Source organism: Bacteriovorax sp. BAL6_X (assembly GCF_000443995.1).
Lineage (GTDB): Bacteria > Bdellovibrionota > Bacteriovoracia > Bacteriovoracales > Bacteriovoracaceae > Halobacteriovorax_A.
Map to the genome: position 1 here is coordinate 350,856 of NZ_AUMC01000006.1, position 21,251 is coordinate 372,106.

Below are 21,251 nucleotides of genomic sequence, written 5' to 3' on the forward strand. Positions count from 1 at the left end.
AAAGTTATTGAAATTTGGTAAAATAAATTTATGAGTATTTTAGTAATAGACTGTGGTGCCTACAGTATTAAATTTGTTGAAGGCCGAGTACACAAAAAAAGATTCATTATTGACGATATTGAAGAAGTTTTACTCGAAGATGTTCGTGGCCCTAGTGACCAAGAAGTCTCTGTACATGAACTTCAACAAAGAATTATCTCTGGTTTTTTAAAAGACCAACACTATAACGGTCGTATTATTACTCAATTACCTAATGAGTTTTTAACGAATCGCTATCTTGATCTACCTGCTAAAAGCAAGAAAGATGCGGAATTAATGATCCCCTTCCAATTAGAAGAAGACTTACCGTTTAATATCTCTGATACTCACTATATTGTTAATCTTTATAAAAAAATTAATGGCCAATTCTCTGCAATAGTTCAAATTGCGGAAAAGAGTGTATTTGCAACTTATCGAAACTTTCTACAGGCCTATCATACGGTACCTTCAAACTTAACTTCAGAACTTAGTGTTTACCAAAGTTTTGTTGAAGAAAAGAAGTTAGAATCAAATGTTTGCATTCTCGATATCGGTCATCAAACGACGAAGGCCTACTTAATTTATAACGGTATAATCTATACGCATCATATTTCATATGTCGCAGGTGCGGCCATTGATGAGGCAATTTCTAAAACTTATAATATTGGTCCGGCCGAAGCTAGAATCTTCAAACATGAAAATAGCTTTTTCTTAACGAAGTCTCAACTGGACAGCGTAACAAAAGAGCAACAAGACTTTGCTCTGATGATGCACCATACATTTAAAGATCTACTCTCTCAAATTGATCGCTGGTTATTGGGTCATCGAGTTAAAACGGGTCAAAGTATTGAACATATCTACTTAACTGGTGGATGTGCCAATATTAAGAATATAGATAATTATATTACAGAAAGACTGCATGTTAGTGTGTCACAATTTATGACACCAGGTCTTGAAAGAATGATATCTCCACAAGAGTACAACTCTCTAACATTGGCCTATACAATGGGTGTATCTAATACATTTAGAGAGCCAGCAAAGAACTTTTTCACAAAAGAATTCGCATCGGCATTAAAAGATGGGATTAAATTAGAAAATACAATATTTACTTTCTATCGTCTTGCTCTAGTCTGTCTCATACTGTGTGCTGGTTTTTTAGTAGAGTCACTCTATTTTGTAAACCGCGACATCAAAGCAACCGACAGAGAGATTAAGAAGCTTATTAAATCGAGCGATCTTAATATTACAAAAAAGCAGGAAAGATATCTTAGAAAATCACCTGATAAATTAACAAAGATTATTAAGCAAAAAAATAAAGCGATAGAAGTTGATTTAAAAGTACTAGCTGGTGTGCCAAAGTCGAGTGCTCTTGCTAATCTACACACTGTCACAAGTGCAATTAAAAGAAATGAAGAAGTTTCCCTGACAAAATACAAAGGTGATCTTAACTCTGGCTTTGCACAATTCCAAAGTAAGAGTGATCGCGATACGAAGCAGTTACTTAAAGTCCTTAAGGGCCTTAATGTAAACGATGCAAATATTGACGATACAAATAAAGATAAGATTACAATTAGCTTTAAAGGTAAATAATGACACAGAAAAGCGTATTTAAAGAAATTGATGTCGCTATTGATAAGCAAATTGAAGAAGCTAGGAACTCTGGTGTTTTTCAATCCTTTGCCGATCAACTTCGCTCTTTTTCAGAAACTGAACAAAAAATAATTAACCAGGCCCTTTCTGGTCTAGTCATTATTATTCCTATTATCGCTCTAATTGGTGTTTTTATCTTTAGAACTATCAAAGTAAGTGACTTAAATACAAGAAAAGAATTAGAGCAGACAATAATAAGCTTTAAAGAAGGTAATATAAAGCTTAAGGCCCAAGAAGGCCCTATTGTTATCAATGAGGCTATTTATGAGAAGTCTGATTTTATAAGCAAATTAAACAATGCAACTTCAAGGCTTAATATTAAAGGAAATCAACTTAATGTTGATGGTTTTCAAAAAGAAAACCTTGGTGGATCAATAAATCGAATTGAAACAAGTATCATGATTGAGAAATTCACAAATAAGGCATTCGTTGGACTCTTAAATGAACTTCACCGCAAGTTTAAAATTATAATCACAGAGATCGACCTTGAAAAAACAACAGATGGAAAATTCGTTTCAGGAAAGTTCCTTGTTGAGTTTTACGCAAAGGTTAATTAATGCAAAATAACTTAGGTAATCAAAAGAATAATATGAGCGAAGCAGCAGAACAAACAGATATTTATAAGATCAATAAGAAGACAATCTTTTTAATTTCTATCTTCTCCTTCTTGTCATTATTTTTTGGTTTTATCTTTAACTTTTCTGTCGAAGACAAGATTATGAATCTCGTTTACGATGGACTAAGAAAGAATCGTAGCTGCCCTATTTACTATCAAAATGCTAGTTTAAGCTACTTTTTGCCAGGGATTAATTTAAAAGAGATTGATATATCTTCTCGCTGTTTAAACTCACGCTCTGGAATTTTAATTTCAGAAGCTGATATTTCTCTAGGGCTGCCAAGCATTGCTCCAATGGGATTTACTTTCAATACTGAAATTAATAAGATCGCAGGACTTGATAATCAGATTAACGTTAAATCAATTCATAATTTTTCAACTCAATACGTGAAGGTTGAAAATACAGTTATTAGCTTTGATGCTCTTGCTCCACTAATGAATAACTTTAAACTTGATGGAACAATCAATCTAAATGCTCTTGTTAGCACAGACCTTAAGGCCATTAAGGATCTTGATATCTATCTAACGTCGAAAGACTTTTCAATTCCCACACAAGTAATACAAAGTTTTGAATTACCAACTCTTGCAATTAACAATCTCTCTTTCAAGGCCCATTCTGAGGACGCTGGAGCAGTTGAAATTCAAGAGCTTATTATTGGGGACAGCAACTCGCCTATTCGTGCAAATGCCAGTGGTACTATAACTCTTGATAAAAGAAATATCAGAAACTCTCGTCTTGATATCGAAGCACAGGTAAAGTTTACTCCTGAATTTATTGAAAGTTTTGCTATTATCAATCTTCTTCTAGGCAATGGAACTCCTGATGAGCAAGGTTTCTATCATATGAAAATTGATGGTACGCTTGGCCGTCCAAACACACCGAAAATGATTAAGCGCTAGTTGACTAAAGGCCAACTTTAAAGCATCTTAATTCAATGCAAAATCAATCTGTATTAGAGCTTAAAGAAGCAAGGCAGCAAATTGAAGCTGACCTAAAATTATTTATCGATCAGAATAATTATCAAAATTTCTTTAGTGAGATTTATGATTACTCCCTCTTGCCTGCTGGAAAGTTGTTTCGCCCTATGCTCGCTTATGCGACAGCTAAAGACTTTGGTATAGACTTTAATGAAGAAAGGCTTAGAAAGTCAGTTAAGAGCTTCTCATGTGCATTAGAAATTCATCATACATATACACTAATTCATGATGATATGCCTTGTATGGATGACGATGAATATCGCCGTGGACGATTATCAACTCATGCAAAGTTTGGCCAATGGCAAGCACTCCTAGCAGGAGATGCACTTCAATCTCTTAGTTTTAATTTAATTAATAAGATTAACGTAAAGAATAAGTATGAAATTTTAAATTATGCTCATTGGTGCTTAGGAGCAAAAGGCCTCATTCTTGGCCAGGCCCTAGACCTTGGTCACCACATGACTGAGAGCTTTAAGAACTTAATCCTTACTCATAAATTGAAAACGGCACGTCTTATCCAACTCTCAATTGTAGGCCCTTATCTTTTTAATGATGAGGCAAACTTAGAAACGGCCAAAACACTACACCGTCTCGGACACCATATGGGAATAGCCTTTCAGCTACTTGATGATCTTTGTGAGCTTGAAGATGAAGTTTTAAGTGAACATGAAGAGGCCATCAATCCATGGAAAACGAGAGGACAGGACTGCTTTGTAGAATTACAATCTAACCTTGAGTATATGAAAGTATTTTTTGAAAAGTTCGCGTGCGAAAATATCCGTCTAGTATACGGAGAATATCTTGGAAAGATACTTGGTATTATCGAACCTAATAAAGAAACAATAACTGATCACTTAAATGTAGAGACAGGCACTAGGCCCGCCTCTTTAGATCCAATTATTTCTTTGTTGAATACTTTGACTCTTTAGGTTCAATTGATTAAGGATGCTCTTAGCTTGCTCAAGCTTATCTAAATCAATATTATAATTTGCAACCTTTGATTTAGAAGACTTTACAGGCTTTGTATTTAATTTCTTCTTAGTAGCTCCACTAGTGTCTTTAGAAGGATCAAGTTGACCTCTTAAAACTAGTTTAGCTTTTTCAATAGTCATCTTCTCTTCAAATAAAAGGCCTTTAATTTTTGCCAGCATTTGAATATCTTTTTGTTCAAAAAGTTTTTGACCAGTAGAAGAAACGAGAGGTGAAATTTCGTCAAATTCACTTTCCCAAAATCTTAATACGTATGGCTTTACACCAATAATTGAGCAAACTTCATCAAGTTTAAATAACGATTTCTGTGGAATCGATAATGTTTCTAGCATTTAAAATCCGTTTTCACTCTCGAAGTCATCATCAGTATCATTTCTAAATGATGTAAGTGCTTTCGGAGTTCCTTCTTTAGGTGCAATCGAAGTGTCTTCCTTACCTTTATCGTCGATACGGTGTACGTAGCGTCCAGTAATATCTTCCTTTAAAACCTGTGATGGTTTAAAAGTAAGAACACGTCTTGCAGAGATTTCCATCGCCTCACCTGTTTGTGGGTTACGGCCAACTCTTGATGCTTTATCGCGAATTGAGAAGTTTCCAAAACCAGAAATTTTTACTTTCTCCCCGCGGGCCAAAGTATCTTTAATTACTTTAAAAACTAAGTCGACAAGATCAGAAGCTTCCTTTTTAGAAAACCCTGCTTCCTTATAAACTCGTTCGACAATATCAGCTTTAGTCAAGCTCATTGCATTCCTCCATGAATCAAAAGAACCTTTATATATTAATAGGTTAGCAGAATTATGAATATTTAACAAAAAAAATTTTGTGGGAAATATATTTCATTTTAATAACTTAGGCTTTTTTGGTGTTAAATCGTCAATTAAGCCAGTTTTAAGAAAAGCTTAAGTTGAACGACTAAATAAATACCATGTAACATGATTATATCAACTTCTTCTTGTCAAATTGGCGTATTGACATGAACAATCCCCAGCACAAGTTTTATACTTCTGCTGGGGATTTTTTATTTCTGACTTTTTTACTTAGATTTTTTCTTAACGGCTTTCTTCTTGGCCTTTTTCTTACCAAGTTTTTCTTGATCTTTAGCAATCTTCTTTAGAAGCTTAAGCTTTTCAGCGTCTTTCTTCTTGAGCCAGTCAGTTAGTTTTGTGTCAACTTCATTTAGCTCTTCGACAAGCTTCTTAGCTACAAGTTTTGGAGACTTTGCAATTTTTGTATACTCATTAAGTCTCTTAGTCTCGTCCTTAACAAGAAGCTTACGCTTTTCTACTTCATCCTTAGTCATACGATATATTGGCATATCTGCTAGATAATCAGAATAGACGTACTTTTTCTTATCTAGGTATTCAACAAATGACTTTCTATTCTTAGACTTTGTCGCCTTCTCGTATTCTTTATTTTTAATGAACTTAATGATTTCATTATTCTTTGTGATAGAGTCTTTAAGATCAAGACATAGAAGTTCATAACGACGAGTAACGACTTTAAGTCTTTCACCAGTAAAAATCTCAATAATCTCTTCGGCCTGCTCAAATATCTTAACACCTCGCTCTGAAATGAGTGTGTAGTTCGGTGAAAGAGATGAAGTTGCTCCAACAGTATCCTGTACTTCTTTAAGAGTAACTTCTTGTCCTTTTTTAAAAAGAAGCTCGATATTAATTTCGTTATCAACTGATGCATCAACGAAATCCTTAATGAAGCCACTATCAATGAATTTTGTCAGGTGACGATAAATTTTCTTAGCATCATATCCACGTGGTAGTTCTGTGATAAAAAACTTTCCATCTTTTTCTTCAATACTCATTTCAAAAGTGAGCTTGCCACTTTTTTTATCCACATGAATAGGAAGTGAGTAATTATGAACATAAGGCTTAATTTTTTTCACTTTTCCAGTTTCAATAAAAGAGATCATCGACTTGATTAAATCTTTATGATGAAAACTTGGAATAGTCGAAGAAAAGCCAGTACCAATCCCCTCTGCACCGTTAAGTAACATTAGTGGAAGTTTTGGAAGTAGACCTACAGGCTCCATTGAACGTTCGTCGTAATTAGGAACCATTTCAACTTGGTTCATATCATCAAATAATAAGATATCAGATACCTTACCTAATTTACACTCAATATACCTTCCGGCCGCAGGATCAGTCTCCATACGCTCACCGAAGTACCCTTTCTTATCAATAAGTGGATAGTTATTTGAAAAGGTATAATCTTGGGCCATATTAACAATCGCCGATTCGATTGAAGCTGGTCCATGCGGGTGTAGTGTTAGAACTAAACCAGTTGCCGCAGATACTTTTAAAAGTCCCTTCGACTGATTTTTCCAAAGAGTATAGAGAATACGTCTCTGCCCCGGCTTGAGCCCATCTTGAAGATACGGAATCGCTCGATCCATAAGAGTATAGATCTGATATGTACGATACTCATCTCTTACGATATCTTCTAAGTTTACTGATTCAAGTGAATGAAGATAAGTTTCTTGCATTATTTATTTCCTTCCTAATACTTTTTAATCAAGGTAATCAATCATATCCGCTAGGCCACCAGTGACCGCTTTTTTAGAAACGGCCTTTTTTGCCTTTTTCTTTACAGCTTTTTTTGCGGTTTTTTTAGCGGCTTTCTTTGCTGACTTCTTCGCTACAGCTTTCTTAGCAGTCTTTTTTGCAACTTTCTTTGCCGCTTTCTTTGCCGCTTTCTTTGTAGGCTTAGGCTTTGTTACAACCTTATCTTCAGAAATTGCTTCAGACATTATTTCAGATTGATCTTCATCAAGAAGTAGATCTTTTCTTAGGTTTGTATCCTTACCAAAACAGATATTAAGCATCTCTTTGGCCTTAGACTTCTGGTCAATTACAATCTTAGTGTACTCATCCTTAGATAAAACATACTTCCAGGCTTCTGGCGACATCTCACCAAGTCCCTTATTTCGATGAATTTCTTTAATCTTTACTTCACCAGCATCTCTAAATTCTTCAAGTTCCTTATCTGACTCAAAGTAGAGAGTTTTCTTGTCTGTCACGACTTCAAAAAGTGGAGCTTTAGCAATTTGAATTGCACCCATCTCAAATAATTCAGGCCAGAACTGGTAGAAGAAGTTTGTTAAAAGTGTATTAATGTGTCCACCATCAACATCCGAGTCGGCAAGGAAGACAATATTCGAATAACGAAGTTTCTTCTCATCAACTTCTTGCCCTAGAACAAGACCAATTGATGCCATGATGTCAGAGAATTCCTGATTATTTAAAATATCTTTGATACCAGCTTGAGCAACGTTCATCGGCTTACCACGAAGAGCAATCCCACCTTGATATAATTTATTACGAGCTGACCTTAGACCACCGATGGCCGAGTCCCCCTCACAAATAAATAGTGTACACAACTCACGCTTCTTTCTTTCGTTAGCATCAAGAAGTTTTTCAACTCTTTGTCTTTTTTGCTTACGGCCTTTTGAAGCTGCTTCTTTTAGAACCTGATACTTATGGCGTGACTTCCCTCTTTCAATAACGACTTCAAGATAGTCCTTATTTTTTCTCATGAACTTATCTATCGACTTGCTCATGAGTTCTTCAAGTGCCTTTTCAAGATGAACATCACGAACGAGTTTACGTTTCGTTTGTGACTCAAATCTTGGATTAGGCATTGTCACACCAAGAACGAAAGTTAGGCCAGAAAGAACATCATTATCAACTAACTTGATTTTCTCTTTCTTTGCCTGACGCTCTAACTTGTCTTTTACAGCATTGATAAAAATTCTTCTTACACGGTCATGGTGAAAACCACCGTCATATGTAGGAGTTGAGTTAACAAAAGAGATAAACTTTTCTCTTTCCTCGCTGCCTTTATCAATTGTTAGAGAAAGAGACATATCGATCTTTCCCTTAACTTTTTTCTTTTTCGTATTTATTGTCTCGTAGATATAAGCTGTTTCACCAAAATCGTGAGCATTTACTTCATCAATTCTTTGAGCTAGCTCATAGAGCCCCTTTTGATAGTGATATTTCTCACCATTAAAGTAGAAAGCAAGTCCCGGATTATTATAAGCAAGGTCAATAATACGCTTTCTTAAAAGGTTTTCATCGATCTTATTGTCTTTGTATACCTCTTTGGCCAGTGTTACCTGAATCGAAACACCTGAAGCACCCTTAAAAGCTTTCGGCTTAGTTTGTGAAACTTTAAGAGCTCCATCAATGAACTTCGTTGTTTGCTCTTTTTTAGAGTTATAGTGCTTAATCGTTACAAAAAACTCATCTGCCGTTAGACAAGTTGCAGCGGCACCTAGACCGTTTTGTCCAAGAGTTCGATGAAGAAAGCCTTTCTCATCAGTTTCTTCATCTTTAAATTTAGAACCAGTTCTAAATTCAGAGTAAACTTGTTTCACTTTATTTAGAGGAAAGCCAATTCCGTTATCAGCAACTGTAACTGTTTTCCCATCTTCACTTAGTGAAGTGTGAATTTCTGTAACGTGTCCACGATAATATTCGTCAATACAGTTATCTAAAAGCTCTTCAATGGCCTTTGACTTTGCTTGGTGAAATTTTACCGTTTTAAAATCGACTGACTTATCTTCGTAGACATATGTCTCTAAATCTTCAATATCATTAGAACCAAAGACGAGCGTAATACGGTTTCGACAGTGCCATCTTTGATCTTTACTCTCAATGACAGCGTCTTTCGTCCTACCTTTACGATTCACTTTTTCAATGCTGCGTCCCATGCTTAAATTTTCCCCTATCTTAGCTTCGTGCTATAATGAATTTACTATAAAGAATAAGGGAAACTTAAAGGCCTTGAAAGTTACAACGCGTCAACCATTGATAATTACAGCAGTTTTTTACTTGATTTTGACATTTTCAAATCTCGCCATCGCCTCTGATTTCAAGGGTATCGATGCAGATATCAAAGAAATTTTAGTTGATAAAAAAAGAATTTACCGAAAGGCCATCGTTAAGACCGAAGAAAACAAACAAAGTTTAGATTACCAAATATATGGAATTCATCCAAATAAATGCAAAGTCGCATTAAGAAAATTGTCGCGCTACGAAAAATTCAATGAATATATCGACCTAGTAAAACTATCGGGTTACTCAGAAAAGAAGAAAGAAATTTATCTCTATCTCGATCATACTTTAATGCCATTTCCCATGTCTCTAAATTTTAGAATCCCACGTATCACTAAACCAGGAACTTATCCGTTCACATTTAATAAAGGTTTTTTAAAAGGACTAAAAGGCGAAATAAATGTGAGACAGCTTTCAAATGGAAAGTGCCTCTTCTTTTCTAAGAGCTACTGGAAAGGAGAAAAGTCTTCTATTCCTGATGCACTCTTTGAAATGTTTTCTGAAACTTTGGGAGAGCTTGCAATGGAAAAATTATTTCGTGTATCTCGCCGACTTTAGCTCTTCAATAAAGATCTTCTCTCTTATTTGCCAAAAACGCTGCTTCTTACGAGCAATTACAAACTTTGGCCCTCTAAAGTATTTTCGATCTTTCAAAACTTTGTCTAGGTCATCAATATAATACTTAAGCTCTGGTGTCTTTAAGTGTTTTTTTACAAAAGCATGATAGAAGGCCATCTGTTGTGATTTATTATTTAACTGATAATATTCTTTAAGAGACTCTCCATTCACATCAAAGTAACTAACCTCTAGCGAGCGCCCCTTCTTACCTTGATGCTCGGCAAAGATCATCTCCTCTACTCGCATAATATGTGCATCTTTAAGCTGCATGGCCTCCTTTAATTTCTTATCAGCATCACGTAACTCATGTTCACAATGCGCACAAATGTGTGCACTAATATCATTACTCTGTCCGCAATTGTCACAACTTTTAAAACGGAAGAGAAAACCACACTCTTCGACACTCATATCACTTTCATCAATATGAATCCCCTGACACTTTCGGCCATAGTGTTCAGTGATTCCACCCTCACTATCAACCTTTCCCCAGAAGATATTGGCATGGCCACAATCAGGACACATCACTTGTACCTCTTGTGTATCGCTATGAGGTCGCACCTCACCAACTTCCGGCTTAAATATATCGTGATCAAGTCCCGTGTAGTCGAGAATCAAACAGTCTTCTTTACCTTCATAAAGCCTAAGTCCACGGCCAACAATTTGTTGATAAAGACTAATGGACTCAGTGGGGCGAAGGATAGCAATCAAGTCCACATGAGGTGCATCAAAACCTGTCGTTAAAACAGAGACATTTACTAAGAATTTAATTTTTTGATTCTTAAAGTCTTCGATGATTTGATCGCGAATTTTCTGATCAGTTTCACCTGTTACAATTGCACTCTCCCCTTTAGGAAGAAGACTCAAGACTTCATTGGCATGCTTTACAGTTGATGTAAAAAGCATCACTCCATTACGCTCTTTTGCCTCTTGAACGATATGCTTTACAATCCCAGGTGTAACACGTGCACTATCATTTAAAATTTTTTCAATTTCTTGCGATAAGAATCTTCCAGAGTTTTCGTTAATTTCAAGTTTTGAAAAGTCATAACAGGCAACTGGCGAATCTATTTTTATTGGCCTTGTGAGATAGTCATTTTTAATCATGTAACTTAGAGGTAGCTCATAGATACAATGTTTAAAAAAGCGCTCTTGCTTTGTTCTTAAGATTTCATGGTAATGATAATTATAAATCCAGCCCATTCCAAGGCGGTATGGTGTGGCAGTAAGGCCAAGAAAGAAAACCTTTTGATTCATTTCTTTAAGCTTATCAAATACTTGTTGATACTGAGACTCTTCTTCTAGTGAAATTCTGTGACATTCATCAATAATAACAAGGGAAAAATCTTTAAAAAAATCCTCTGGTGCACGTGCAATCGATTGAATAGAACCAAAGATAACTTTATCGTCCATGTCTTTTCGATTCATGGAAGCCGAAAATATCCCAGCACTTAGCTCATAAGACTCATACTTTGCATGATTTTGTTCTACTAGTTCTTTGACATGGGCCATGACAAGAACTCGACCACGAGCAATACGCGCAAGCTCAGCAATTACTAAACTCTTTCCGGCGCCAGTAGGGAGAACAATAAGAGAAGGATCAGCACATTTTCTAAAGTGAGACACAACCTTGTCTACAGCTTCTACTTGATAATCCCTTAGTTTAAACTTCATCTCTAAAGACTAGCAAAAGAGAGCTAATCAATGAAGAAAAATAATCTAATAAATACAGATAGTTGCTGAGTTATCACCCGATAAATTTGGCACTAAACAAGGAAACAAATTTAATTGAACAAACTATTTCCACACATTTAACACAATAAAACAAGGTGACAACAAAATTCAGTTACCATCTATCAGTTAACTTAACGAAGGACGTAGTATGACAAGTAAAATTGATATTTATGAAAGAGTAAAAAGTTACCCGTGGGAGAATGAGTGTTTTGTAGCAGAGTATCTGGCACAAACCTACTTTTATGTATCTCATTCAGAGAAGCTACTTTGTTTAGCAATGGCACGACTAGATGATGACAAAATATTTCGTCGGTTTAAAGAGCATTTGAATGAAGAAAGTGCTCACGACAAATTGGCCTTAAGAGACCTAAAAAGATTTGGATCAAATATTGAAGGTCATAAGGAGCATTCTTTAACTAAAGCATTTTACCAAAGCCAGTACTATCAAATTGAGTATAAACACCCTCTTGCATTAATGGGCTATATATTTTTTTTAGAAGACTTAGTTGCAAAGGCTGGCCCATACGTCCATGAGAAAATAAATGCTTCAAGTGGAAAGGTCTCTAGCTTTATTAAACTACATTATGAAGAAGATGAAGATCATGTCGAAGAGGCCCGAAAATTAATCGAATCCCTTCCCAAGAATATACAAAACCTTATTGCTGAAAATAAAAGATACTCACAAGAAATATTTTTCAAAATCTTAGATGAAATTGAATCAAACATAGGAAAGAAAGTTAACAACGCGGCATAAGTAGGAGCAGAAAATGAAGAGTATCGATATTAGAGACTTAGAACTTATTATTCTATCACCAAGAAATACAGACTTTAATGACCCTCTCTATTGTTACTATGAAAAATTTTATAATGAATGGAAGAGTACATGGACTAGTGCATATAAAAACCTTGGACTTAGTGAGGGAGAAATTGAACTCTATTCAGATGAACTATACAAACAAGATGAGTTAGTTGGTATTTACTACAAGGGAGAATTCGTTGGAGGAGGGGCCAATACAGTCTTTAATCTAGAAAGTAATATCGATCAAAACTCATCATATTTTAAGAATTGGAATGATCTTATTAAAAAACAAGTATTGAAAAGGATTGAAGGAAATCATATTCTGGCATGTGGAAACTTTACCATCACATCAAAGTTTAATACCAAGAGTGATGAATTCCCATGGAAGGCATTAGTACTTGTGACATTAATGGAGAGATCATTAATGCAAAATAACGGGCCAATTATTTCTTGCACTAATTCCAACAAAAAAGTGTCACAGGCCAGTATATCTGTTGGTGCACGAGTATTAGTGGAGAACCAGCTATTTCAATTTTCAAATGGGACCCAAGATTATGTTGATATTCTCTCAACAGATGCAAGTATCATGAGTAAACTTCGGTATACGCATCCTATTTTTAAAATAACAGAGCATTTATTTAAAAATTTTAAATCAAATAGTAACTTGGAAATAAATTTGAGCTCTATTTACGAAGAACTTACTGCAGTAGCGTAGACTGAGCTATATGATCTTTAAATTTTAATTCATTAATAAATTCAGTAACGACTGTTGGTATTCTTATATCAATAGTCGTTCCTTTACCTTTTCGAGATGTGAACTCAACTTCACCTTTAACTCGATCAACAACGAAACAAACAATTCCAAGCCCCATACCAGTGCCCATTTCGTGGTTTGTCCCACTACTAGAAGTAACTTTACTATAGGCCTTAACCTCGTTTACAATATGCTCAGGAATCCCCTTCCCTGAATCAATTACCTGTATATGCATCATATCCGCACACACGTTAATACTTAAGTGAACCTGTGCACCTTTTGGCGAAAATTTTAATGCATTAGAAAGTAAGTTTCCGATAATAGTTTTAATTAAAACTTCTTCACTTATAGGAATATTAACGTCATCGCCCTCGTTCATTGTCGACTTAACTAGCTGAATTCCTTTTAAACGATAAATATCTAAGAAGTTGTTATCAATTCGAGAAAGAATATTAATCATACTAACTTTATGACTTACACCTTTCTCACTTTGATACTGTTTTCTAACCTCTGTTTTAAACCTAATTAACTCGTTTAATCTCTCATTCGCCTTCTCAACGAAAGAAATGTCATCTCTTTTAATTGCTCGACTTAGACTAAAAGATAAATAATTCAAATCATTGGATGTATCGTGTATCAAAGTTTTATATAGTGTATTTGTAAGCTTTAACTCATCTTTTAACTCAGCATCTAGTATTACTTTCTTATCTAAAATCATCAGAAAAAAGCAGTACATAATTAAAATATAATTTAAAACCGCAGCACTCCATCCCCACAACTCTGTCCCAGGAACAAAGCGAAAGACGGAAAAAGAAATAAAATTCAGTGCACCTAGGGCCATAACAAAGAGATAGAAGAAATTAGTGAGAGAGCTCTTCCTTTTAAGAATATAAAATATTGCAGCAAACCCTGGAGAATATGCACTCAAAACTAATGGAAGACTAAAGACTGTAAAGTTATCAGTCCATAAAGCAAGAAGAAAACTAAAGGTAATCCCAATTAAGTGCAAGAGGCCAAAGTAGCGAAAACTTAGTCTATTTTGTCCTGCTAAAATATAATTACTCAAGAAAAATATCGGAAAGAACTGAAGGCAAAAAGATGCCGCCGCCAAATGAGGTGTCACACCAACAGTAAAATTAATAAAATACGCAATAATAACCGTGACTAAAAACTTTTTAAAATCAAGATAGTCTTGATATCGATCGACGGCAGATACGAGAAATACACTCGCAGTACATAGCACTAGAAAGCCTAATAAAATAGCGTATAAAATAATAATTGAATCCACGAGTATTCAGTACCATAAACCGATGAGAAACAAATATGATTTACTAAGATAGTGAATCTTTTTCAGCATATAACTATTTGAATTTACAGACTTTTTAAGAATTCTTTAAACAAATACATGAATAATTATCGGTAAACCATATTTTTTATTTACATAAGACTTTTAAAATTGGCCCAAGTGTAACTCTCATACCTCAGGCCCAATTTTAAGCTGACTAAGCTGCCTTCTCTACTTCTGTATGTTCATTCAATTTACTCTCTTCGCCGTAGTATTTTGGAGGTTTTTTAAAGTATAGGAATATATTAGTAAGTAGATAAGTTTTTAAAAGTTCAAAATAACTAGATTTTGAAACTTGTACCAAATCTTCTTCATTTTCGTAGTCAATGATACTATGACAAAATTTTTGATATTCAATACTACTTGCTCGACTCATCCGAAACATATTTGTTTTAAACCCCATCTTCTTACACGGTGACCTAAGAATAAAGCGATAAGGATCAATACTGCACTCTGTAGGATCTTCAAACCACTTCTTAATGTAGAACTCTTCGAGAAGTTTAACGACGTTAATATAGTCTTTTGGTGGCCTCTTAATTTGTTCCTTAGGAGACGGCCATACTTTGTGACTTATTTTGTCGAATGCTTCAATAGCAGCAGGTGTGGCGGAAATATTAGTCGTATAAAATCTCTTATGTTTTTTAAAATATTCTAATTTATTAAAACATGCCAGCATTGCCATTGCATCATTACCCATATATGAATTTGCAACCATAATCCCAACATGAAGAATATTAACAGCGCCATCTTCAATTATATAATTCATCAAAAATGAAATATCTTTTCCACGTGTATGAACAACTGAAACAATAATATGACTCAGAAAGCTTTTAACCTCATCCATATCCTCTAGTTGAAGATATTTTATATTTACTTTTTTCTTTGAAGTATTATTAATTTCAACAATTGAACGGTACAAGCGCTTTAAGCTTAAATCATCTAAATGAAGACCTGGCCTAAAATATGTTTTAAAGGAGTAACTCCCCCATTTTATTTCGTTCATAATTACTCCCTAACCAGCTTTCTTTATTCGTATTCCTTTTTTGCCCTTTGTCCCTGCTTTTACTAGTTGAAACTCGTATTGGTCGAAAAACACACCTAAGTGATCTGTATGTGGAAGGCCACAAATAACTTTGTAGGCTTCATTGGCCATTAATACACCAGAGAGCCAAACTACAGGTGTAAAGCTTGGTCTAGTAGCTTCTTTAGTTACAATTTTATCAACGAGATCCTTGGAAATATATTTATAGGGAGAAAAGTGACTGAAAGTAAAATCGACTTCTTCCCTGACGGCCTGATTACACAACTCAGGGGTTAAATCTTCAATAGCAACGTCTCTGGTACATAAGTTAAGATAATCTTCCCAATGAGGAGAATCAGGTGTCATAACAAATATCGAAGCAAATGGCGTTATCCAAGCATCAACAATAGTAATGCTTTTTCGACGAGCTGCTCGCTCTAAAATTAACGAGTAGAACATTTCATCCATCCCGTTAATCACGATATCGACATCATCTAAAAGCGCATCTATATTCTCTTTTGTCACACCTTCTCTAAATGATTCAATCTTTAAATTTGGATTTATACTTCTAAACTCTTCTTCTAAAACATCAACTTTATAGCGATCATAATTATTTGCATTACAATGAATTTGGCGATTTGAATTATGTGCCTCATAACGATCAAAGTCCGCAATTTTAATTTTTCCGATTCCCATTCTAACAAGGACCTCACTAGCGACTCCTCCCATACCGCCTACACCACAAACTAAAACAGATGCTCCTTGCAACTTATCTTGATCTTCTTGAGTAATTAAACCAATATTTCTTGAAAACATCTCTACCCTCCAGTTAACGTGAGAGTATAGATTAAAATAGATTTTTTGGAGAATTTGAGGAGTTACAACCAGACTTTTTTAATTTCTCAGCAAAAATACTTGGCACACTCTAGTAATACTTGATACTTACGAGTTTAAATTAAGACTTTGAACTTTGGCTATCGAGATAGAGAACATTGTTAAAATCAGTTTCTTCTTGAGAAATATTTTTTAATAACTCAATTGAGGTTCCATTGCCTAGGCTCGAAGAAATATTAACCTTGAATCCAAGAGCATTAGCAGTATCCATGATGATGCTCATTCCATGTCCAGACCCTTGTTCACCATTAGCTCCCTTAGTCGAACCAATTAGACCAACATTCTTCTTAATTAACTTAAGCTTTTCTTCTGGAATACCTACACCAAAGTCAACAATTCGAAGACAAAGGTTTTCATCACACACAGACGCTGAGAAAACAATACTATCATTCATGTGTGAGAACTTAATCGCGTTATACATAACATTAGAGATCAAGTTATTTTGAAGGGCGATTTTATTAGTATAGATAGCTAAGTTTTGATCTATTTTAAAATCATGAATAATTCGAACACCCTTTTGAATAGCAATATCATCATATTCTGTAACGGCCTCTATTAGTAAATCATATAATTTGATCTCTTCGAGTTCGAAAAACTCACCATCTATATGTGTCGTTACAATTGAGTTTTGAATAATACCTTTTACCGAGTTTGAAAATTGATTGATCTTTTGAACAGCTTGAGCATAATTACCACTTTCAATTCTCTTTTTAGCAACTTCAAGACTTAGTAGCTTATTTGCAACATCATGATGAAGTGTACGGTTACTCAGATTTAGTTCTGTATTTAAAAGCTCTAAGTTCTTTCGGTACTCTTCAAGCTCAAGATTCTGCTTTTCTAGAAGATTTGCATATTCCACGTTCTTTAATATAACTTCGTGAAGTTTTTTCTTCGTAAAAAAGAAATTATATAAAAGGTTTGGAATACTGACTTTCGCAAAGGCAGCATTTCTTACAGTAAATACAACTCTATCATCAACAACCAGGTACTTTACTTTTGAATAAGTACGACACCCAACAAAATTTACAGGTATTGTTTTAAAAAGCTCAACATACATATTAATAAATTCATGGAAGATATGTGTAGTGTCCGAAAATTGAAAAATAATCTGAAAAGAATCAGAACTAGTTTTCTTCGTATCTATCTTTATATTTGTATAAAGCATTTTAAAAGTTAGTTTCAATAAGAATTCATAAAGTAAGCTATAACTAATGAAGTAAGTAACGATGTCAAAAAATGGCTTAACAATTCTATTTGAAATACCTGTATTGCTGATAATTTCGGTGTAATTTGGATACTTCTCAGAAAAGAAAATTGTGATCTCTTTGAACTCTTGCCATGTGATGCGTGATTTTACATCCAGGAGATTTTCATTTTTAATAGGAAGTTCAGATATAAAGTCCTCAACGGAATCTCCCATTGAGCTCACACCATCAAAATATGCGACTAATGCCTTATTACTTACTTCCAATTTAATACACCTTACCAAACAATAAATACTGATTATCACTATAAGATTTAAAATGGCAACTTAAGTTATTTATTTAACTTTACACCACAATATATATTGTACCCCTTAGGAATACTTCTTAATAGCGAAGCAGAAGTTGCCTATAACTCAGGTGAAAAGAAGCCTTAAGCGTGTGATATAACATTATTGTCGTGACTATCATCTTTGTTATTTAATATGTCAGTTAATTGCTTTAAAAAAGGGATTTTGACGATCACTTTAGTTCCTCTTTTCATCTTCATAAAACTAATATCACCATCAATTCGTTTGATAATATAACACAGGATGCTAAGCCCCATCCCACTCCCTAGCTCGTTACTTGTTCCACAACTCGATCTAACCTTTGAAAAGTTTGTTACTGATGAAATGATTTCTTCAGAAATACCTTCCCCTGAGTCTACGACACTAAAGTAAACATGTGATTCATCATAAATCATTGAAAGATAAACCTTTGAGCGAGACTCTGAGAACTTCAAAGCATTTGAGACAAGATTTCCAAGGATAGAGTTAACCAAGCTCTCCTTGCTTATTGGAAGAGAGGCCACAGTATTTTGATGAGGATAAGTGACGATCAATTGAACTCGCTTCTTCTTAAAGTCGTCTTGATAATGTTCCACAACTGACTTTAAGATCAATGAAAGTTCAACATTATAAGAAAGCTTTTCTTGATTAAATTGTTTGCGAATCTCTGCTTTAAACTTGATTAGCTCACTTAAGCGTTCATAGGCCAATTTTACATAAGCTAAGTTCTCGTCCTTCAGGGCCCTCGAAAGGCTTAACGACAAAAAGTTTAGATCATTTGAAGTATCATGAATAACGGCCTTATAAATTGCATTTATAAGTTTAAGTTCTTCTTGTAATTTATAATCACCATCAACTTTCTTTTCTAGAATTTTGACCAAAAGACCTAACATAATTGCAATGTAAGCAATAACCCCTGCACTCCACCCCCAAGTACCAGACCCTCTTATGATAAAAGCAAAGGGATATGTGAATGTGACTAAAGCTGCTATGACAAAAATAGAAAAATAAAAAAAATCCACAATATGTTTTAATCGTCTGCCAAAGTGAATCAAGGCATAGAACCCCGGACTAAAACTTCCAAAAGCTATGACCAAGGAATAGTATTCAAACTTAAATCCAAGTAAATACAATGAAGCTCCGGCAATGCTACTAAAGATAAAGAGGCCAACAAACTCAAGTCGATATTGATTTAAACGATTATTTAAAAAGAAGTTACATAAGAAATATAGTGGAATGAATTTTAAAGCATAGAAAACAACATCAAGCTCTTTCCATGGTGCGAAATAGAAACGTGCTGCATATAGAATAAAATTAAGAATTAATGCTATCTTAAATTCCCGATAATCACTCCCTTTATCTACCATTGCAACGACATAAGTGGTGACAACACACAGAAGGAGAAATGATAAGAGTACGATATAAAGAGCTATCATATTATCCATACATAAAAGCTAACATAGTAGAATGCATGAACAATTGAAGAAAGGATAACTTAGCTTAACTTTTAATCGAAATTGCCAATAAAAAGGCCAGCGATAGAGCTGGCCATTTCTATTTGTAAATTTATTACTTTAGTTTTAGTTATCCACCAAAGTCATCTAGCATGATATCTTCTCTCTCAACCCCAAGGTCAAGTAGCATATCGATAACACACTTGTTCATAATTGGAGGACCACATAAGTAGTACTCGCAATCTTCAGGAGCTGGATGATTAGCAAGATACTCATCGTGAAGTACTTGGTGAATGAATCCAGTGTAACCTGTCCAATTATCTTCTGGTAGTGCATCTGAAAGAGCAACGTGCCATGTAAAGTTATCGTTCTCAGCTTGTAGGCCATCGAAGTCTTCAACATAGAACATTTCTCTAACTGAACGGGCACCGTACCAGAAAGTCATCTTACGTTTAGAGTTAAGTCTCTTAAGTTGGTCAAAGATGTGTGAACGCATAGGCGCCATACCAGCTCCACCACCAACGAATACCATTTCTTTATCTGTATCACGTGCAAAGAACTCTCCGAATGGACCAGAAATTGTTACTTTGTCACCTGGTTTACAGCTAAAGATATATGACGACATCTTACCTGGAGGAGTTCCTTTTGGAGCTCTTGGAGGAGGAGAAGCAATACGCACGTTAAGCATAATGATTCCCTTCTCTTCAGGATAGTTTGCCATTGAGTAAGCTCTAATCGTTTCTTCATTAACAGTTGAATTATACTGCCAAAGGTTGAAATGATCCCAGTCACCACGGTACTCTTCTTCAACATCGAAGTCCTTATAATCAATCGAAAGTCCAGCAGGTCTTTCAATTTGAATATAGCCACCTGCTCTAAATGGGACAGACTCACCTTCAGGTAGCTCAAGAACAAATTCCTTAATGAAAGTAGCAACGTTATGATTAGATCTAACCGTACATTCCCACTTTTTAACACCAAAGACAGACTCTTCAACTTCTACTTCCATATCAGTCTTAATACCAACCTGACATGCAAGTCTTAAGCCTTCACGAGCTTCTTTCTTAGAGATATGTGACATTTCAGTTTCTAGGATTTCACCGCCACCAGAATGTACGTGAACTAGACACTGACCACATGTTCCCCCACCACCACAGGCAGAAGATACGAATAATTTTTGATCAGCAAGAGCATTTAGTAGCTTTCCACCAGCTGGGATGTGAACTACTTTCTCACCGTTAATTGTTAGCTTAACGTCACCACTTGATACTAGCTTTGATTTAGCAAAAAGAATTACTAAAACTAGTGCTAGAACCACAACGGTAAACATTAAAACACCAAGAATAATTGCATTCATAATATTTCCTTTTTATTACTTACCGTTACTAAAGTTGGATTCCTGAAAAACTTAGGAAACCAAGTGCCATTAGACCTACAGTGATAAAAGTAATACCAAGACCTTTTAGGCCATCTGGTACATCACTATATTTCATTTTCTCTCTAATACCTGCAAGAGCTGCAATCGCTAGGGCCCAACCAAAACCAGAACCTAGACCGAAAACAACAGACTCTCCAAAAGTATAATCTCTCTCAACCATAAATAGAGACCCACCCATAATTGCACAGTTTACAGTGATTAGAGGAAGGAAGATCCCAAGAGCGTTATAAAGAGCTGGCATATACTTATCAAGGAACATTTCTAGGATTTGTACCATCGCCGCAATAACACCGATGTAACAAATTAGACCTAGGAATGAAAGATCTGTACCTGGAATACCTGCCCATACTAGAGCGTTTTCTTTTAGTAAGTAATTGTAAAGTAGGTTGTTGATAGGGATTGTAATTGTTTGTACAACAACAACCGCAACACCAAGACCTAGAGAAGTCTTAACCTTTTTAGAAACTGCTAGGAATGTACACATACCTAGAAAGAATGCTAAGGCAAGGTTCTCAATGAATACTGCTTTAATAAATAAACTTAAATAATGTTCTAACATAA

The 21,251-nt window shown here is 35.0% G+C and carries 19 protein-coding genes; 7 read left to right on the forward strand and 12 right to left on the reverse strand.

Translation table 11 applies throughout. From position 1 onward, the window contains the following. The first annotated feature begins 30 nt into the window (after nucleotides 1-30). The 4 genes from pilM to M902_RS05950 are packed head-to-tail and all read left to right on the forward strand — an operon-like array spanning nucleotide 31 to nucleotide 4,191. Nucleotides 31-1,608, forward strand: coding sequence for a pilus assembly protein PilM (pilM, locus tag M902_RS05935; RefSeq protein ID WP_021266906.1), 1,578 nt, complete (start codon nucleotides 31-33; stop codon nucleotides 1,606-1,608). Then, nucleotides 1,608-2,225 carry a hypothetical protein gene (locus M902_RS05940; RefSeq protein ID WP_021266937.1) on the forward strand — a complete coding sequence of 206 codons (618 nt, stop codon included), beginning with the start codon at nucleotides 1,608-1,610 and terminating at the stop codon, nucleotides 2,223-2,225. Before pilM ends, M902_RS05940 begins: the two co-directional genes overlap by 1 nt. Continuing rightward, on the forward strand, nucleotides 2,225-3,184 hold the full coding sequence (locus M902_RS05945) for a type II secretion system protein N (RefSeq protein ID WP_021266986.1): 960 nt from the start codon (nucleotides 2,225-2,227) through the stop codon (nucleotides 3,182-3,184). Before M902_RS05940 ends, M902_RS05945 begins: the two co-directional genes overlap by 1 nt. Before the next feature lie 35 nt (nucleotides 3,185-3,219). Further along, nucleotides 3,220-4,191 carry a polyprenyl synthetase family protein gene (locus M902_RS05950; protein ID WP_021266998.1) on the forward strand — a complete coding sequence of 324 codons (972 nt, stop codon included), beginning with the start codon at nucleotides 3,220-3,222 and terminating at the stop codon, nucleotides 4,189-4,191. Here M902_RS05950 and M902_RS15795 read toward each other — a convergent pair. From M902_RS15795 to M902_RS05970, 4 genes are all read right to left on the reverse strand, one after another. After that, nucleotides 4,150-4,584: a MerR family transcriptional regulator gene (locus tag M902_RS15795; RefSeq protein WP_021267104.1), complete on the reverse strand. Its 435-nt coding sequence runs from the start codon at nucleotides 4,582-4,584 to the stop codon at nucleotides 4,150-4,152. The genes M902_RS05950 and M902_RS15795 overlap by 42 nt on opposite strands. After that, a complete protein-coding gene (locus M902_RS16755) occupies nucleotides 4,585-4,989 on the reverse strand; it encodes an integration host factor subunit alpha (protein ID WP_084710483.1) in 405 nt (134 codons plus the stop codon). It lies immediately after the preceding gene. 296 nt (nucleotides 4,990-5,285) lie between these two features. Continuing rightward, a complete protein-coding gene (locus M902_RS05965) occupies nucleotides 5,286-6,752 on the reverse strand; it encodes a DNA gyrase subunit A (protein ID WP_021266744.1) in 1,467 nt (488 codons plus the stop codon). A 24-nt stretch (nucleotides 6,753-6,776) separates the two neighbouring features. Further along, nucleotides 6,777-8,981, reverse strand: coding sequence for a toprim domain-containing protein (locus M902_RS05970; RefSeq protein WP_021266685.1), 2,205 nt, complete (start codon nucleotides 8,979-8,981; stop codon nucleotides 6,777-6,779). Between the two features lie 73 nt (nucleotides 8,982-9,054). Between M902_RS05970 and M902_RS05975 the strand changes: the two genes are divergently transcribed. Continuing rightward, a complete protein-coding gene (locus M902_RS05975; RefSeq protein ID WP_156979730.1) occupies nucleotides 9,055-9,663 on the forward strand; it encodes a hypothetical protein in 609 nt (202 codons plus the stop codon). Here M902_RS05975 and M902_RS05980 read toward each other — a convergent pair. Beyond that, complete coding sequence (locus tag M902_RS05980; RefSeq protein WP_021266817.1) at nucleotides 9,637-11,394, reverse strand: DEAD/DEAH box helicase; 1,758 nt, start codon at nucleotides 11,392-11,394, stop codon at nucleotides 9,637-9,639. The genes M902_RS05975 and M902_RS05980 overlap by 27 nt on opposite strands. A gap of 208 nt (nucleotides 11,395-11,602) precedes the next feature. Between M902_RS05980 and M902_RS05985 the strand changes: the two genes are divergently transcribed. Then, nucleotides 11,603-12,208 (forward strand): iron-containing redox enzyme family protein, encoded by a 606-nt coding sequence (locus M902_RS05985; RefSeq protein WP_021266681.1) that lies wholly within the window; start codon nucleotides 11,603-11,605, stop codon nucleotides 12,206-12,208. A 13-nt stretch (nucleotides 12,209-12,221) separates the two neighbouring features. Then, nucleotides 12,222-12,968: a hypothetical protein gene (locus tag M902_RS05990; RefSeq protein ID WP_021267122.1), complete on the forward strand. Its 747-nt coding sequence runs from the start codon at nucleotides 12,222-12,224 to the stop codon at nucleotides 12,966-12,968. Here the strand turns inward: M902_RS05990 and M902_RS05995 are convergent. The 7 genes from M902_RS05995 to nqrE form a co-directional block, all read right to left on the reverse strand. Beyond that, nucleotides 12,952-14,295, reverse strand: coding sequence for a sensor histidine kinase KdpD (locus tag M902_RS05995; RefSeq protein WP_156979731.1), 1,344 nt, complete (start codon nucleotides 14,293-14,295; stop codon nucleotides 12,952-12,954). The genes M902_RS05990 and M902_RS05995 overlap by 17 nt on opposite strands. A gap of 214 nt (nucleotides 14,296-14,509) precedes the next feature. Beyond that, the gene (locus M902_RS06000) at nucleotides 14,510-15,355 is read right to left on the reverse strand and encodes a hypothetical protein (RefSeq protein ID WP_021266917.1); all 846 of its coding nucleotides are present in this window, start codon (nucleotides 15,353-15,355) and stop codon (nucleotides 14,510-14,512) included. A 9-nt stretch (nucleotides 15,356-15,364) separates the two neighbouring features. Next, nucleotides 15,365-16,189: a ThiF family adenylyltransferase gene (locus M902_RS06005; protein WP_021266718.1), complete on the reverse strand. Its 825-nt coding sequence runs from the start codon at nucleotides 16,187-16,189 to the stop codon at nucleotides 15,365-15,367. A 139-nt stretch (nucleotides 16,190-16,328) separates the two neighbouring features. After that, nucleotides 16,329-17,738 carry a HAMP domain-containing sensor histidine kinase gene (locus M902_RS06010; protein WP_021267057.1) on the reverse strand — a complete coding sequence of 470 codons (1,410 nt, stop codon included), beginning with the start codon at nucleotides 17,736-17,738 and terminating at the stop codon, nucleotides 16,329-16,331. A gap of 164 nt (nucleotides 17,739-17,902) precedes the next feature. Beyond that, the gene (locus M902_RS06015; protein ID WP_084710468.1) at nucleotides 17,903-19,243 is read right to left on the reverse strand and encodes a sensor histidine kinase KdpD; all 1,341 of its coding nucleotides are present in this window, start codon (nucleotides 19,241-19,243) and stop codon (nucleotides 17,903-17,905) included. Nucleotides 19,244-19,382: 139 nt separating this feature from the next. Beyond that, nucleotides 19,383-20,609, reverse strand: a complete 1,227-nt coding sequence (gene nqrF, locus M902_RS06020) for an NADH:ubiquinone reductase (Na(+)-transporting) subunit F (protein ID WP_021267009.1) — start codon at nucleotides 20,607-20,609, stop codon at nucleotides 19,383-19,385. A gap of 28 nt (nucleotides 20,610-20,637) precedes the next feature. Then, nucleotides 20,638-21,249 (reverse strand): NADH:ubiquinone reductase (Na(+)-transporting) subunit E, encoded by a 612-nt coding sequence (nqrE, locus tag M902_RS06025; RefSeq protein ID WP_021267064.1) that lies wholly within the window; start codon nucleotides 21,247-21,249, stop codon nucleotides 20,638-20,640. Nucleotides 21,250-21,251 lie beyond the last annotated feature (2 nt).